The sequence below is a fragment of the Streptomyces sp. GB4-14 genome (assembly GCF_022696125.1).
In the GTDB taxonomy this organism is placed as follows: domain Bacteria; phylum Actinomycetota; class Actinomycetes; order Streptomycetales; family Streptomycetaceae; genus Streptomyces; species Streptomyces werraensis.
The window spans coordinates 1,507,742-1,523,907 of sequence record NZ_RZHO01000002.1 but is presented as its reverse complement, the minus strand read 5'-3'; the positions used below and the strand labels follow the sequence as shown (position 1 = coordinate 1,523,907).

Genomic DNA, 16,166 nt, shown 5'->3' with positions numbered 1-16,166 from the left:
CCGTGGACATCGACATGAGCGCCCTGCGGGGCTTGGTACGGGAGAAGGAGATCTCCTTCGACCTGCTGGTCGAGGCGATCGAGTCGGCCCTCCTCATCGCCTATCACCGCACCGAGGGAAGCCGCCGGCACGCGCGCGTGGAGCTCAACCGGGAGACCGGACATGTGACCGTGTGGGCGAAGGAGGACCCCGAGGACCTCGAGGAGGGCCAGGAGCCCCGCGAGTTCGACGACACCCCGTCCGGTTTCGGCCGTATCGCCGCCACCACGGCCAAGCAGGTCATCCTGCAGCGCCTGCGCGACGCCGAGGACGACGCGACGCTCGGCGAGTACGCCGGCCGCGAGGGCGACATCGTCACCGGCGTGGTCCAGCAGGGCCGCGACCCGAAGAACGTGCTGGTGGACATCGGCAAGCTGGAGGCGATCCTGCCGGTGCAGGAGCAGGTCCCCGGCGAGACCTACCCGCACGGCACGCGCCTGCGGTCGTACGTCGTCCGGGTCGCCAAGGGAGTGCGCGGTCCGTCCGTCACTCTTTCGCGTACGCATCCCCATCTGGTGAAGAAGCTGTTCGCCCTCGAGGTGCCGGAGATCGCCGACGGCTCCGTGGAGATCGCGGCGATCGCCCGTGAGGCGGGTCACCGCACCAAGATCGCCGTGCGCTCCACCCGCTCCGGGCTCAACGCCAAGGGCGCCTGCATCGGCCCCATGGGCGGCCGTGTGCGCAACGTCATGGCGGAGCTGAACGGCGAGAAGATCGACATCGTCGACTGGTCCGACGACCCGGCCGACATGGTGGCGAACGCCCTGTCTCCGGCCCGCGTCTCCAAGGTGGAGATCGTCGACCTGGCGGCCCGGTCCGCCCGGGTCACCGTGCCGGACTACCAGCTGTCGCTCGCCATCGGCAAGGAGGGGCAGAACGCCCGTCTGGCCGCCCGGCTCACGGGCTGGAGGATCGACATCCGGCCGGACACGGAGCAGGCCGGGGAATAGATCCAAGCCGCGATTGGCTGAGATCACGACAGCTTTGCTCGTGGCGGTGTTCGATTCTTGCCCCGGAGGGGTGAGGTCGGTCCGGGGAGGTAGACTGAGGAGTGTCTGGCCGGACACAGGCTGGCGTGTGCCCCGAACGCACGTGCGTGGGGTGCCGCGAGCGAGCGGTCAAGGGCGAGCTGCTGCGGATCGTGGCGATCGAGGACGCATGCGTCCCGGATCCACGCGGTACGCTGCCCGGCCGGGGTGCGTATGTGCATCCCGTACCGGCTTGTCTCGACCAAGCGGTGCGCCGCAGGGCGTTCCCGCGGGCGTTCCGCGTCCCGGGACCGCTCGACGTAAAGGCGTTGCGCCACTACGTCGAGCAGGCACAAGGTTGCCGACAAGCGGCTGACACGTCAGCCGAACAGGCGACACGGTAAGAACTCGCCGCACGGAAACCCCCGTGCGGCCTGGTACCTCGCGAGTCGAAAGCAGGTCGAGATTGCGATGAGCACTCGATGAGTACGCGATGAGTACGCCCATGAACTAGCGACGGTCCGGACGCAACCCGGACCTCAAAGGAGCGAAGTGGCTAAGGTCCGGGTCTACGAACTCGCCAAGGAGTTCGGTGTGGAGAGCAAGGTCGTCATGGCCAAGCTCCAGGAACTCGGTGAATTCGTCCGTTCGGCGTCTTCGACCATCGAAGCGCCCGTAGTACGCAAGCTGACAGACGCCTTCCAGCAGGGCGGGGGCAACGGCAAGTCCGCCGCGAAGCCCGGCGCGCCCAAGAAGGCCGCCCCCAGGCCCGCAGCGCCCTCTCCGGCGCAGGCTGGGGGCCCCTCCCGCGCCGTTGGGGCAGCGGGGGACCGTCCGGCTGCCCCGAAGCCGCCGGCAGCCCCCAAGCCCGCCGCGGCCCAGCCGCCGGCGGCTCCGTCGGCGCCCTCCGCGCCGGCTTCCGGTCCGCGTCCGACCCCGGGCCCGCGCCCCGCGCCGCGTCCGGCGCCGGCCGCCCCGGAGTTCCAGGCCCCGCCCGCGGCGTCCCCCGCGCAGTCCGGTCCGAAGCCCGGCGGCGCGCGTCCCGGCGCTCCCAAGCCCGGCGGCCGTCCCGCCGGTCCCGGTCAGGGACAGGGCGGCCAGGGCCGTCCGGCAGGCCAGGGCCAGCGTCCCGGCGGCGGCGCGCCGCGTCCGGGCGCCCGTCCGGCCGGTCCGCGCCCGGGCAACAACCCGTTCACCTCGGGTGGCTCCACCGGTATGGCCCGTCCGCAGGCTCCGCGCCCGCAGGGCCAGCGTCCCGGTCCCGGCGCCCCCGGCGCGGGTCCCCGTCCCCAGGCCCCCGGCCAGGGCGGCGGTCCCCGCCCGCAGGCTCCCGGCGGTCCGCGTCCCACTCCGGGCGGCATGCCGCGTCCGCAGGGCGGTCCCCGTCCCGGCGGCGGCCCCGGCGGACCGCGTCCGAACCCCGGCATGATGCCGCAGCGCCCCGCTGCCGGTCCGCGTCCCGGCCCCGGCGGCCGTGGTCCGGGCGGTGCGGGTCGTCCCGGCGGCGGCGCCGGTCGTCCCGGTGGCGGCGGCTTCGCCGGCCGTCCCGGCGGCGGTGGCGGTGCCGGTCGTCCCGGTGGCGGCGGCGGTTTCGCCGGTCGTCCCGGCGGCGGCGGCTTCGGCGGCGGCGGTGGCCGTCCCGGCTTCGGCGGCCGTCCCGGCGGTCCCGGTGGCCGTGGTGGCACGCAGGGCGCCTTCGGCCGTCCCGGCGGTCCCGCGCGCCGTGGCCGCAAGTCGAAGCGGCAGAGGCGCCAGGAGTACGAGGCCATGCAGGCCCCGTCGGTCGGCGGCGTGATGCTGCCTCGCGGCAACGGCGAGACCATTCGCCTGTCGCGCGGTGCGTCGCTCACCGACTTCGCGGAGAAGATCAACGCCAACCCGGCGTCGCTCGTCGCGGTCATGATGAACCTCGGCGAGATGGTCACCGCGACCCAGTCCGTCTCCGACGAGACGCTCCAGCTCCTCGCGGACGAGATGAACTACACCGTTCAGATCGTCAGCCCGGAGGAGGAGGACCGCGAGCTGCTCGAGTCCTTCGACCTGGAGTTCGGCGAGGACGAGGGCTCCGAGGACGACCTGGTCGTCCGCCCGCCGGTCGTGACCGTCATGGGTCACGTCGACCACGGTAAGACCCGGCTCCTCGACGCCATCCGCAAGACGAACGTCATCGCGGGCGAGGCCGGCGGCATCACCCAGCACATCGGTGCCTACCAGGTCACGACCGAGGTCAACGAAGAGGATCGCAAGATCACCTTCATCGACACCCCGGGTCACGAGGCGTTCACCGCCATGCGTGCCCGTGGTGCGAAGTCGACCGACATCGCGATCCTGGTCGTCGCGGCCAACGACGGCGTCATGCCGCAGACGGTCGAGGCGCTCAACCACGCCAAGGCGGCCGACGTCCCGATCGTCGTCGCGGTCAACAAGATCGACGTCGAGGGCGCCGACCCGACCAAGGTGCGCGGTCAGCTGACCGAGTACGGCCTCGTGGCCGAGGAGTACGGCGGCGACACCATGTTCGTCGACATCTCCGCCAAGCAGGGTCTGCACATCGACAGCCTCCTCGAGGCCGTCATCCTCACGGCGGACGCCTCGCTCGACCTGCGGGCCAACCCGAAGCAGGACGCGCAGGGCATCTCGATCGAGTCCCGGCTCGACCGGGGCCGCGGCGCCGTGGCGACCGTCCTCGTCCAGCGAGGCACCCTGCGGGTCGGCGACACGATGGTGGTGGGCGACGCCTACGGCCGCGTGCGCGCCATGCTCGACGACAACGGCAACAACGTCGCCGAGGCCGGACCCTCGACGCCGGTCCAGGTCCTGGGCCTGACCAACGTCCCGGGTGCGGGCGACAACTTCATCGTGGTGGACGAGGACCGTACGGCCCGTCAGATCGCGGAGAAGCGCGCCGCCCGTGAGCGGAACGCCGCGTTCGCCAAGCGCACGCGCCGTGTCTCCCTCGAGGACCTGGACAAGGTGCTCAAGGCCGGCGAGGTCCAGCAGCTGAACCTGATCATCAAGGGTGACGCCTCCGGTTCGGTCGAGGCCCTCGAGTCCTCGCTGCTCCAGCTGGACGTCGGCGAAGAGGTCGACATCCGCGTCCTGCACCGCGGCGTCGGTGCGGTCACGGAGTCCGACATCGACCTGGCGATGGGCTCCGACGCCATCGTGATCGGCTTCAACGTCCGCGCGGCCGGCCGCGCGGCGCAGATGGCCGAGCGCGAGGGTGTGGACGTCCGGTACTACTCGGTCATCTACCAGGCGATCGAGGAGATCGAGGCGGCCCTCAAGGGCATGCTCAAGCCGGAGTACGAAGAGGTCGAGCTCGGTACGGCGGAGATCCGCGAGGTCTTCCGCTCGTCCAAGCTGGGCAACATCGCGGGTGTCCTCATCCGCTCCGGCGAGGTTCGGCGCAACACCAAGGCGCGCCTCATCCGCGACGGCAAGGTCATCGCGGAGAACCTCAACATCGAGGGTCTGCGTCGCTTCAAGGACGACGTCACCGAGATCCGCGAAGGCTTCGAGGGCGGTATCAACCTCGGAAACTTCAACGACATCAAGGTCGACGACGTCATCGCGACGTACGAGATGCGCGAGAAGCCGCGCGTCTGACCGCAGCAGCACGCGATCGGGGCCGGTCGGCGGAAGCGTATTTCCGTCGATCGGCCCCGGCCGTTGCGTGTACGGTTCCGGTACCGGCGCCGCTGCGGCGCCCTTCCCCGGGGTACCGGCTCCGTCCGGGCCGGGGAGGTCCCTGATCCCGAACCGGCGGGTCATCCGGATGCACACATGTATGTGGGGACTCTGTCCTTCGACCTGCTCCTCGGCGACGTCCACTCGCTCAAGGAGAAGCGCTCCGTCGTCCGTCCGATCGTCGCCGAACTGCAGCGGAAGTACGCGGTCAGCGTGGCGGAGACCGGGAACCAGAACCTGCACCGCAGGGCCGAGATCGGCCTCGCGGTGGTCGCCGGGGAATGGGACCGCATCACCGACGTCCTCGACCGCTGCGAGCGGCTGGTCGCCGGACGGCCCGAGGTGGAACTGCTCTCGGTTCGACGCAGGCTCCACAGCGACGAAGACTGAAGCAAGACGTTAAGCACTTAAGGAGACGGACCAGTGGCCGACAACGCGCGTGCCAAGAGGCTGGCGGACCTCATCCGAGAGGTGGTGGCCCAGAAGCTGCAGCGCGGGATCAAGGACCCGCGGCTCGGCTCGCACGTCACCATCACGGACACCAGGGTCACCGGTGACCTCCGGGAGGCGACCGTCTTCTACACGGTGTACGGGGACGACGAGGAGCGGAAGGCGGCCGCGGCCGGCCTGGAGTCCGCCAAGGGCGTGCTGCGCTCCGAGGTGGGCCGTGCGGCGGGCGTGAAGTTCACCCCCACCCTGACCTTCGTCATGGACGCCCTGCCGGACACCGCGCGCAACATCGAGGACCTCCTCGACAAGGCGCGCCAGTCCGACGCCAAGGTGCGCGAGGCGTCCGCGGGCGCCACGTACGCCGGCGGAGCCGACCCGTACCGCAAGCCGGAAGACGACGAGACGGACGACACCGCCGAATGACCCAGAAGCAGACCCCGCCCGACGGCCTTGTCATCGTCGACAAGCCGTCGGGCTTCACTTCGCACGACGTGGTCGCCAAGATGCGCGGCATCGCCCGCACCCGCCGGGTCGGCCACGCCGGCACCCTCGACCCGATGGCGACGGGCGTCCTCGTCCTCGGCGTCGAGCGCGCGACCAAGCTCCTCGGCCATCTGGCGCTGACCGAGAAGGAGTACCTCGGCACGGTCCGGCTCGGCCAGACCACCGTCACCGACGACGCCGAGGGGGAGATCACCGCCTCCGCGGACGCCTCACGGGTCACCCGCGAGGCCGTCGACGCGGGGATCGCCTCCCTGACCGGCGACATCATGCAGGTGCCGTCCAAGGTCAGCGCCATCAAGATCAACGGGGTGCGCTCGTACAAGCGCGCCCGGGAGGGCGAGGACTTCGACATCCCCGCCCGCCCGGTCACGGTGTCCTCGTTCTCCGTCTACGACATCCGCGAGGCCGTCGCCGAGGACGGCACACCGGTGCTGGACCTGGTCGTCTCGGTCGTCTGCTCCTCCGGCACCTACATCCGCGCCCTCGCCCGCGACCTGGGCGCCGGACTGGGCGTCGGCGGCCATCTGACCGCCCTGCGCCGGACCCGCGTCGGGCCGTACCGGCTGGACGCGGCGAAGACCCTGGACGAGCTCCAGGAGAAGCTGACGGTCATGCCGATCGCCGAGGCCGCGGCGGCCGCGTTCCCCCGCTGGGACGTCGACGAACGCCGCGCCAAGCTGCTGACGAACGGCGTCCGCCTGGAGATGCCGGAGGAGTACGCCGGCCGGGGGCCGGTGGCGGTCTTCGGGCCGGAGGGGCGGTTCCTGGCGCTCGTGGAGGAGCAGCGGGGGAAGGCGAAGAGCGTGGCGGTCTTCGCCGCGTGAGGTTTCCCGGGGCTCCGCACCGGACCCCGCTCCTCGGACGCCGGAGGGGCTGTCGCCGGGCCGTCCGGCGTCCGAGGACGAGGCCCGCCAAGGCCGACCAGGGGGGTCCGGGGGCGCGGCCCCGAGGGAGGGGCCGTCCGTGGAGCGGCGCGGCACGGGGTCGGCTCGCGCCGCTCCACGGCCCCCCTCGGTTCCCCCACCCCTAGGGTCTATCCATCACCCCTTCCCTGTTCACCCTCACGTGCGGGCGCTCGGAGTGAAGCGGGGGAGTGGAAGGGGGCGCGTTCCCGGGCCGCACTGCGCAGCTGATCTTCGGGGCCCTAAGGTCACGGACAAGGCACCAGGTACGGCACGGCAGGAGGCTCCATGATGCCGTCGCTCGACCCCCCGGGGTACGCCCTCGAGCGTTTCCGGTCCGCCGCGGACCCCGGGCTGGTCGCGCTCCACGACCTGGCCGGCCGCCCCCGCGGCACCGGCTTCGTGGCCGACCGTCACGGCACCGTGATCACCAGCCACGAGGCGGTCGACGGCCTGCCCCGCCTCGTCCTGCACGGCGCGGAGGGCCGCCACAGCATCGTGACCGCCGACGCCGTCACCCCGCTGCCCGCCCTCGGCCTTGCCCTGGTCCGCGGCGGCGACCTCGGCGTCGCCCCGCTCCCCGTCACCTCACGGGACACCGTGGCGACCGGCGCGTACGTGCGGATCCCCGCCGGTGGCTGGCGCGAGGCCCGGGTGCTCGGGACGACCACCGTGACCTACACCGCCACCGACCGCGCCCACCGCGTCCCCGGCGCCCTCGAGCTGGCCGTCGGCACGGCCGGACGGGACGCGCTGCGGCTCGGCGGCGGGGCGGCGGGCGGCCCCGTGCTCGACCCGGCGACCGGCACCGTCGTCGGCGTCCTCGGCACCGCGCTGCGCACCGCCGCCTCCGACGTCGGCTTCGCCGTGCCCCTGCGCCCCACGGTCCCCGCCCTCGCCGCGCTGCTCATGGAGAACGCGGCCACGGTCCCCGCGTACGGGACCGACCTCAACCTCGCCGGTGTCGCCGGGCTCACCGCCGCCACCGTGGCCCGCCACGGCCCGCGGCCGATCGGGGAGCCGGTCGGACGGACCGGTGTCCGCGCCGAGCTGTACGCCTTCGAGCGGGGCGAGGCGCCCGTCCTGGGCCTCGTCGGGCCGTCCGGCAGCGGCCGCAGCACCGAACTCGCCGCCCTCGCCGCCCGCCGCCACCGCGCGGGCCTGCCCACGCTGTGGCTGCGCGGGGCCGACCTGCGCGAGGACGACACCTCGGTCGCCGACGCCGCCCGCCGCGCCCTGGCGCGGGCCGCCGCCGACGTGACCGGCTCCCTGCCGTTCCCGTCGCAGGATTTCGGTGACCTCGCGCCCGAGCGTCTCGCCGCGCTCGCCCGCGCAGCCGGCCGCCCCCTGCTGCTGCTCCTCGACGACCCCGAGCAGATGCCGCCCGGCCTGTACCGGCGGCGCGCCGCGTGGACCGAGGAGACCGTGCGCCGGCTGCACGCGACGGGCACCCGCCTGGTGGTGTCCTGCGGCGCCGCGCACTGGGAGGAGGCCGGCTACCCGCCCGCCCTGCTGCACCACGGCGCCTCGGGCCCCGAGGGCCTCCCGCCGTGCGTGCTCCTCGGCGACCTCACCGCCGACGAGGCACGCGAGGCCCGCGCCCGCCACGGCATCCCCGAGGGCGCCGTCACCGTCACCGACGCGGCCCACCCGCTGACCCTGCGGCTGCTCGCCGAGGTCCGATCCAACGTCGCCGCGACGGCGCCCGACGGCCCCGTGGACCGCGACGACGTGTTCGCCGCCCACCTGGACCTGACGTGCCTGCGGATCGCCCAGCGCCTCGCCGGAGGGCTCGGCGCCCGCGGCAGCGCCGTACGCCGTCTGGCCGTCCGGGCCGCCGGGAAGGCACACGAGGCGGCCCGCCGCTGCCTCGGCACGGAGGACGGCGCGCTGGACCGCGCCTCGTTCGAGGAGCTGTTCCCCCCTTCCGGACCAGGGACCGCACCGGAGGGGCACGGCGGCACGGCGCCCGGATGGGCGGACGCCGTGCTCGCCGAAGGGCTGCTCGTCCCGGCCGGGGACGGCCACCGGTTCGGGCACGAGGAGCTCGCCGACTGGCTCCAGGGCGCCCACCTCGACCTCGACGGCGCCCTGCACACCCTGGTGCACACCCCCGCCGCCGACACCGACCCCCTGCCCCGCCACCGCATCGGTCCCGTCGTCGAGGCCCTGCTGTGCCTCGCCCGCCGGCACGGCCCCGCCCGGCTCGCCTCCCGTCTCGCGGACCTGACGCACGCCCTGGACGCCGACCCCGGCTCCTGGTGGGCCTCCCGCCTGCTGACCGGCGCCCTCACCCGCGTCCCCGACGCGGGCCCGTACACGGACGTGCTGCGGCTGCTCGCCGACCGTGTCGTGGCATGGCGGGAGCAGCGGCGGACCGTCCCGCCCGAGCTGGGTCCCGCCTTCTGGACGCGGCTGCGGCTCCCGGTGGAGGCGCGCTGCGCCCTGCTGCGCCGCCTGGTGCTGGCCGACGGACCCCCGTGCGAGAGCGGCCCCCGCTTCCTCGACACCGTCGCCGCACTGCTCACCGCCGACCCCTCGACCGTCCAGCCGTACCTGATCCGCTGGTTCGACGACGAGCGGCCCCTGCCGGCCACCCCGCACGCCACCGTGGCGACCGCCGCACAGGCCCTGCTGCACACCCACCGCCACGCCGCGCCCGACGCGCTGACCGAGGCGCTCGTCGACAGCCCGCACCGGCGCGCCGACGAACTCCTCGCCGTGCTCGCCGAGGAGGAGCCGGGCGTCCTGTGCCGGGCCGTCGACCGCTGGGCGGAGGACCCCCGCCCCGCCCGCCGGGCCGCGGCCGTCACCCACGGCCTGCGGGTCGCGCCGTACGCCCGCGACCTCGGCGACCGCACCCTGCTGCGGTACGCCGCCCTAGCGGTCCTGGTGCGCACCGCCGACCGCGCGCTGCACGGCGGCGCCCTCGCCCTCCTCGTCCGCGACCCGGACAGCAGGGGACGCCACCTCGCCCGCGCCCTGGAGCGGTTCGCGGCCGGCGACCCGCACTTCCCGCCGAGCGCGCTCACCGACGCCCTCACCACCCACACCGAGCCCGTCCTCGACGCCTTCCGCACCCGGCTCACGCAGGGCGCGGACCCGGACGACACCTTCCGCGCCCTCGCCGACGCCACCACGCCCGCCCTGGCCCGGCCGGTCGCCGCCCTCGTGCGGGAGGCGGCGGCCCGGCGGCCCGAGCTGACCGGCTGCGTCGCCGAGTACGCCGACCGCCGCCTCGACCTCGGCCCCGCCGCACGCGCCGTGCTGCGTCTGCTGCTCACCGAGCTGCTCGACGGCGGCCCCCGCCCCCTGCGGCAAGCCCTCGCGGGCGTCCTCGCCGCGCCCGGCACCTCCGCCTCCCGCCCCCTGCGCCGCGGCCTGCTCGACACGCTGCTCGACCGGGAGACCGACCACGGCGTGCTCGACGCGGTGCTGCGCGCCGCCGCCCGCAACACCGGGCCCGAGCTGCGGGTGCTCGTCCACCGCACGGCACTGCTGCTCGTCCGCACCGCGGAGGGCGCGATCCGCCTCGACCGCACCCTCGCCGACCTGGCCCGCCATGTGCCGGGCCTCGCGGCGGCCGTTGCCGGCTGGCTCACGGACGCCCCGCACGTCTGGGGACCGCTCGTCGGACCCGCCACCCGGGAGGTGATCGACGAGCTGACGGGCGCGGCCGTCCCCGTCTGACACCACCCGGCGCGTGCACGTGGCCACACAGCCCCCATGCCGATGCGAGCCGGGGCCACCCGGCATGGCACTCTTAGAGCTGCGCAGAGAAGTCCACGGACTCGGGTTCGTCCGACAAGGTTTCGACAAGGAGCAGTCACAGTGCAGCGCTGGCGTGGCTTGGAGGACATCCCCCACGACTGGGGGCGCAGCGTCGTCACCATCGGCTCCTACGACGGAGTGCACCGCGGGCACCAGCTGATCATCAGGCACGCCGTGGACCGCGCCCGCGCGCTCGGCGTCCCCGCGGTCGTCGTCACCTTCGACCCGCACCCCAGCGAGGTGGTCCGCCCCGGCAGCCACCCGCCGTTGCTCGCCCCGCACCACCGGCGCGCGGAGCTCATGGCGGAACTGGGCGTGGACGCGGTGCTGGTGCTGCCCTTCACCACCGAGTTCTCGAAGCTGTCGCCGGCCGAGTTCGTGGTCAAGGTGCTGGTCGACAAGCTGCACGCCAAGGCCGTCGTCGAGGGCCCCAACTTCCGCTTCGGCCACAAGGCCGCGGGCACGGTGCAGTTCCTCGCCGAGCAGGGCAAGGTGTACGACTTCGAGGTCGAGGTCGTCGACCTGTACGTGTCCGGCGAGGCGGGCGGCGGCGAGCCGTTCTCCTCCACCCTCACCCGCCGGCTGGTCGCCGAGGGCCAGGTCGAGGGCGCCGCCGAGATCCTGGGCCGCCCGCACCGCGTGGAGGGCGTCGTCGTCCGCGGCGCCCAGCGCGGCCGTGACCTCGGCTTCCCCACGGCCAACGTCGAGACGCTCCCGCACACCGCGATCCCCGCCGACGGGGTGTACGCGGGCTGGCTGCACGCGCAGGGCGAGGCGATGCCGGCAGCGATCTCCGTCGGCACCAACCCGCAGTTCGACGGCACCGAGCGGACCGTCGAGGCGTACGCCATCGACCGCGTCGGCCTCGACCTGTACGGGCTGCACGTCGCCGTGGACTTCCTGGCGTTCGTGCGCGGCCAGGCGAAGTTCGACACGCTGGACGATCTGCTGGCGCAGATGGGACGGGACGTCGCCCGGTGCAAGGAGCTCGTCGCGGTAGCCGAGCAGAACGCCGGGCAGGACGCCGGGCAGAACAAGGACGCCTGAGGTCCCTCCAAGGACCGGCGTGCCGCCTCAGCGGTCGGTACGTGAAAGCGGCCCCTCGTTCGGAGGGGCCGCTTTCATGTGCGGGGCCATGCGGGGCGGGGCCGGGCTGCGCCCTACTGCGGGGCGGGGCCGGGCTGGCCGGGCTGGCCGGGGTACGGCGGGTAGGGCTGCGGGCCCGGCTGCGCCGGGGGCTGGGCGGGGTGGCCGGGCTGGGCCGGGGGTTGACCCGGGTATCCCGGCTGTCCCGGCTGACCCGGCTGGGCGTAGGGCTGGCCCGGGTGGGGCTGCGGTGCGTGAGGCGCCTGCGGGGCCTGCTGGGGGTGCTGCGGCGGCTGAGGCTGCTGCTGCGGGTACCCACCCGGCTGGCCGGGGACGGCCTGACCCGGCACGTACGGTCCCGGCGCGGGCTGACCGGGAACCGGCTGACCGGGGTAGGGCTGGCCCGGGACCGGCTGGCCCGGCATGGGCGGGGCGGCGACCGGCGGCGGGTTGCCGTCGGACGTCCAGAGCCCGTGCGACTGCTGGTGCCGGACGAAGTCCTCGGCGACCATCGCCGCGAGGTTGAAGTACGCCTCGCGCACCTTGGGCCGCATCATGTCGAGGTCGACCTCGGCGCCGGCGGCCAGGTGCTCGTCGAACGGCACGACGATCACACCGCGGCAGCGCGTCTCGAAGTGCGACACGATGTCCTCGACCTTGATCATCTTGCCGGTCTCGCGCACACCGGAGATGACGGTCAGGGACCGGGACACGAGGTCCGCGTACCCGTGCGCGGAGAGCCAGTCCAGCGTCGTGCTGGCGCTGCTCGCACCGTCCACGGACGGCGTGGAGATGATGATGAGCTGGTCGGCGAGGTCCAGCACCCCGCGCATGGCGGAGTACAGCAGGCCGGTACCGGAGTCGGTGAGGATGATCGGGTACTGCTTGCCGAGCACGTCGATCGCGCGCCGGTAGTCCTCGTCGTTGAACGTCGTGGAGACGGCGGGGTCGACGTCGTTGGCGATGATCTCCAGACCGGAGGGCGCCTGCGACGTGAACCGCCGGATGTCCATGTAGGAGTTGAGGTACGGGATCGCCTGGACGAGGTCGCGGATGGTGGCCCCGGTCTCGCGCCGCACACGGCGGCCGAGCGTACCGGCGTCCGGGTTGGCGTCGATCGCCAGGATCTTGTCCTGCCGCTCGCTGGCGAGCGTGGCGCCGAGCGCGGTGGTGGTGGTCGTCTTGCCGACGCCGCCCTTGAGGCTGATGACGGCGATGCGGTAGCAGGACAGCACCGGTGTGCGGATCAGCTCCAGCTTCCGCTGCCGCTCGGCCTCCTCCTTCTTACCGCCCAGCTTGAACCGCGACCCGCCGGCCGCGGGACGGCTGCTCTTCGCCTTCTGCTTCTTGCTGTTGAGCAGGCGGTCCGACGACAGCTCGACGGCAGCCGTGTAACCGAGGGGCGCGGCACCGGGGTTGACCGGCTGCCGCTGATCGTGCTGCACGGGCTGCGGCCAGGCGGTGCCGGTCCGCGGGTCGACGGGCGGCTGCGGAGCCTGGGGGGCCTGCGGTCCCTGAGGCGCCTGCGGGGGCTGTGCCTGGGGCGGGACGCCGGGGTGGACCTGCTGGGGCTGTTCGGGCTGCGGCTGCGGCTGTGCGGGCGGGGTGGGCTGCTGGGGGAAGCCGTAACCGCTGGGCTGGGCCGGGGGAGTGGCCGCAGCCGGAGCGCCGGCGGCGGGACCGGGCTGGGGGAAGCCGTACCCGGCGGGCGGGTTCGGAGCACCCGGCTGCGGCTGGGCGGGAGGCTGCGGGAAGCCGTATCCGGGCTGGTGGGCGGGCGGTTGTGCGGGCCCGGCGGGTGGGAAGCCGTAGCCGGCCGGGGGTGTGGGCGGCGTCGGCGTCTGGGGCGGCTGCTGGGCGGCGGGCGCCGACGGCTCGGCCTGCTGCTGCCCTGGTACGGCGGGTTGCGGGAAGCCGTACCCGGGCTGCTGGGCGGGCGGTTGTGCGGGCCCGGCGGGCGGGAAGCCGTAGCCGGCCGGGGGTGTGGGCGGCGTCGGAGCCTGGGGCGGCTGCTGGGCCGCCGCTGCCGGCTGCGCCGGAGGAACCGGCGGGGGGTTCCAGGCAGCCGGCGCCGGCTGGGGCGCCTGCGGCTGGAACGGCGTCTGCGGAGCGGGCGCGCCACCTTCCGGCGCCTGCGGCTGAGGCGGCTGCACGGACCAGTCGCCTACCGCCGGCGGAGCGCTCGGGAACGCGGGCGGAGCCGAAGGCGCCTGTGGCGCGTCGACCGGCCCCGGAACGGCATCCTCGGGCTCGTCGTTCTGCTCGTCCGCGCCGGCGGGCACGGAGTCCTCGGGCTCGTCGTCGGACGGCACGGCGTCCTGGGGCTCGTCCTCGCCCTCGTCCTCCTCCGCGTCCTCGGAAGCTGCCGGAACGTCGTCCTCCACGTCAGTGGACGCGTCGTCCTCGCCGTTCTCACCGTCCGCAGTGGCGTTCTCGACGTCCTCGGGGCCGAAAGAGTCGACGTCGAGCCCCTCACGCCCGCCTGCGTCGTCGTCGGACTTGGACGAGTCGTCGGAAGCCTCGTCCTCCGCGACAACAGGCTCGACCGAAGCCTCGGAGCTGTCGGTGCCGGTGCCGGTGCGGCTGTCGGAGTCGGGAACGGACTCGGAGACGGACTCGGCCCCGTCGTCGGACCCGGAGGCGTCCTCCTCCTCGCTCTTCTCCGCCTCGGCGGCCGCATCGCGCTCAGCGATCTCACGCTTCAGGGCGGCGGCGGAGAAACGAATCGTGGCGCCGCTCTCGATGTCGCCCTTGTCGGTGCCGTCGGAGGGCTCGATGTGCTGTGACGGCTCATGCCCGACCGGCATGACGGGCACGGCGGCAGGAGACGGAGAAGCCTCCGAGGAAGCCGTCTCGGGTTCCTTCCCCTCCTGTGCGTCAGGCTCCGGCCGCTGAGGCTCGAAGCCGCTGCCGACCGGCAGCCGGGGCACGGCGACAGGTCCGCCGGAGGGCGGCGGGGGAGGCGTGAACGGCGCACCGGGCGCGGGCGGCGTGAACGGGGCGCCCGGAGCCGGCGCAGGCGCGGGCGGAGTGAAGGGCGCCCCGGGAGCCGGCGCGGGAGGCGTCGGAAGGGCGGACGGCCCGGAGGCACCCATGGCGTGGGGAGGCGGAGTCAGCCCCGGCAGCGGCGGAATCGCCCCGGCGGACAAGGAGGAAGAACCCGCCGAAGCGCCCGCATCACCGGAACCCGCAGGAGAACCGGACGAGTCACCGGAGCCGGACGCGGCCCCGGACCCCGAACCGGAGTCGGAGGCGGAGGAACCGGCGGCCGAGGCCGAGGAAGACGTCTCCGAGGCGTTCTGCGTGTACCAGGCCGGCGGCGCGTAGTCGATGGTGAACTCGCCCGTCGTCTCGACGGCGGACTCCGCGTCGGGCTGGTCATCGCCGGGGGTCGCCCAGCTCCCGTGCGTACCGTCCCGATCGCTGCTCACAGTTCCTCCTGGTTGGTCGAGCACCCTTGTGCCGTGCTGGGGGCGACCATCTGCCCTCCCCGTCAGGACGCCCGTACCCGTACGACAGGTTCTGGCGTCACACCGGTACCAGCCTAGTCACCACGACCGTCACCCCGGGAGGCCCGCCCTACCGGAACCGGGACGAAGTCGCGCCGACCACAAGGAACTCACCGGACGGCAGAAGGCGCTGATCACGCGTCACCCGCTGCGCCCCCGGGGTCGTACCGGTCCCGGACGTCAGTCCATCCGCCGGGGCGTACCGAGCAGCCCCACTTCCGCGTCGGTCGGCTGCGTCGTCACGTACTGCCGGTCGCGGTCGGAACGCCACAGGGTGACACCGTCGACGAGGGTCGGCAGGGCGTCGACGTCGGGACGGTGCAGCCCCATGGCACGCCCCAGTTCCGCGGCCTCATCCGGCGATACCCGCTGAACACCCACAGCCGGGCCTGCCGGACCAGCCGGGGCGCGACGGGGCCGCCGCCCCTGGCGTGGACCATCTGCGTCCAGGCCTGGGGCCTGCCGGTCTCCACGGCCACCCGGGCGCCGTTCGCCGCGGCCCGCAGCGCGAGCACCTGGGCCGTCCACAGACCACGGATGAGCACGACGTCGTACGGCGTGGGCCGGTTCAACCCGAGGACGGCGGGCTGCCCTTGCGCGTCCACCTGACGACGACACCGTCGTCCCCGACGGGCAGCGCGAGGCCGTCCAGGTCGTCCGCGGACAGGGTGTGCCGGCCGTGGCGAGGCCCGAACAGCCCGAAAACGGGACCGCAACGAGCCCTGCGCCCGCCGGCCGGCCGCGTCCGGGGCGGCCCGCCCGCCCCGCGCCGTCGCATCCGTACGTGTCGGCACGCCGTAGTTGCCGGGCCCCTGCGGGTCTGTGTCGTCAGCAGATCTGTGAACTCCCTGTTGGCCAGCAGGGGTTCGTCATCGTCTCCGCCCGAGGCCACTCGCAGCGGGGCCAGTTGCCGAGCCAGCGCCTCTGCGGACGCGCAGGACTGGGCCTCGGGCTCGACCCGCCGGACGCCCTGGTCCGGGACGCGCCGGCGGGGGACCGCGCCGGCCTCGACCTCCGCGCGGTCTGGCCGGTCGGCGCCATCGCCGCTGCGTCCGCGCTGATCACCCTCATCGGCCTGAAGGCGTCGCGCAGCGGCCCCACTCTCCTCTGGGGCCGGTTCCTGGAGAACGCGGAGGGCTTCGTGCCGCTCACGCTGGTGCCTCTGGCGCCGGCCGTCTTCGGCGTCTACGCCACGGTGCGGTCCCTGACCGGATGACGCGAGACGGCGCCCGACGGATCCCCGTCGG

General features: G+C 74.1%; 10 protein-coding genes and 1 pseudogene. 9 read left to right on the top strand and 2 right to left on the bottom strand.

Annotation, left to right across the window (positions count from 1 at the left end; genetic code table 11):
* Positions 1-2: 2 nt before the first annotated feature.
* The 8 genes from nusA (at position 3) to ELQ39_RS07910 (ending at position 11,371) form a co-directional block, all read left to right on the top strand.
* Positions 3-989: a transcription termination factor NusA gene (nusA, locus tag ELQ39_RS07945; protein ID WP_225629521.1), complete on the top strand. Its 987-nt coding sequence runs from the start codon at positions 3-5 to the stop codon at positions 987-989.
* A gap of 101 nt (positions 990-1,090) precedes the next feature.
* Positions 1,091-1,411: a YlxR family protein gene (locus ELQ39_RS07940; protein ID WP_242591492.1), complete on the top strand. Its 321-nt coding sequence runs from the start codon at positions 1,091-1,093 to the stop codon at positions 1,409-1,411.
* A gap of 148 nt (positions 1,412-1,559) precedes the next feature.
* Entirely contained in the window at positions 1,560-4,616 is a 3,057-nt protein-coding gene (gene infB / locus ELQ39_RS32520) for a translation initiation factor IF-2 (RefSeq protein WP_190005865.1), read from the top strand.
* Positions 4,617-4,793: 177 nt separating this feature from the next.
* The gene (locus ELQ39_RS07930) at positions 4,794-5,087 is read left to right on the top strand and encodes a DUF503 domain-containing protein (protein ID WP_048460752.1); all 294 of its coding nucleotides are present in this window, start codon (positions 4,794-4,796) and stop codon (positions 5,085-5,087) included.
* Between the two features lie 33 nt (positions 5,088-5,120).
* The gene (rbfA, locus tag ELQ39_RS07925; RefSeq protein ID WP_019527009.1) at positions 5,121-5,570 is read left to right on the top strand and encodes a 30S ribosome-binding factor RbfA; all 450 of its coding nucleotides are present in this window, start codon (positions 5,121-5,123) and stop codon (positions 5,568-5,570) included.
* A complete protein-coding gene (truB, locus tag ELQ39_RS07920; RefSeq protein ID WP_242591491.1) occupies positions 5,567-6,475 on the top strand; it encodes a tRNA pseudouridine(55) synthase TruB in 909 nt (302 codons plus the stop codon). Before rbfA ends, truB begins: the two co-directional genes overlap by 4 nt.
* 366 nt (positions 6,476-6,841) lie before the next feature.
* Positions 6,842-10,243 (top strand): serine protease, encoded by a 3,402-nt coding sequence (locus tag ELQ39_RS07915; RefSeq protein WP_242591490.1) that lies wholly within the window; start codon positions 6,842-6,844, stop codon positions 10,241-10,243.
* 141 nt (positions 10,244-10,384) lie between these two features.
* On the top strand, positions 10,385-11,371 hold the full coding sequence (locus ELQ39_RS07910) for a bifunctional riboflavin kinase/FAD synthetase (RefSeq protein ID WP_242591489.1): 987 nt from the start codon (positions 10,385-10,387) through the stop codon (positions 11,369-11,371).
* Positions 11,372-11,484: 113 nt separating this feature from the next.
* On the opposite strand, the gene ELQ39_RS07905 is transcribed toward ELQ39_RS07910, so the two are convergent.
* Both ELQ39_RS07905 and ELQ39_RS07895 read right to left on the bottom strand, forming a co-directional pair.
* Positions 11,485-14,841, bottom strand: a complete 3,357-nt coding sequence (locus ELQ39_RS07905; protein ID WP_337662996.1) for an SCO5717 family growth-regulating ATPase — start codon at positions 14,839-14,841, stop codon at positions 11,485-11,487.
* A gap of 258 nt (positions 14,842-15,099) precedes the next feature.
* Positions 15,100-15,697: pseudogene (locus tag ELQ39_RS07895) on the bottom strand (hypothetical protein).
* A 129-nt stretch (positions 15,698-15,826) separates the two neighbouring features.
* On the opposite strand from ELQ39_RS07895, the gene ELQ39_RS07890 reads away from it, so the two are divergent.
* Entirely contained in the window at positions 15,827-16,135 is a 309-nt protein-coding gene (locus ELQ39_RS07890) for a hypothetical protein (protein WP_443334332.1), read from the top strand.
* The last annotated feature ends 31 nt before the right edge of the window (positions 16,136-16,166 follow it).

Bases quoted from the DNA above. Each gene is read 5' to 3' on its own strand.
- ELQ39_RS07930 (WP_048460752.1), top strand. From the start codon at position 4,794: ATGTATGTGGGGACTCTGTCCTTCGACCTGCTCCTCGGCGACGTCCAC.
- truB (WP_242591491.1), top strand. From the start codon at position 5,567: ATGACCCAGAAGCAGACCCCGCCCGACGGCCTTGTCATCGTCGACAAG.
- ELQ39_RS07915 (WP_242591490.1), top strand. From the start codon at position 6,842: ATGATGCCGTCGCTCGACCCCCCGGGGTACGCCCTCGAGCGTTTCCGG.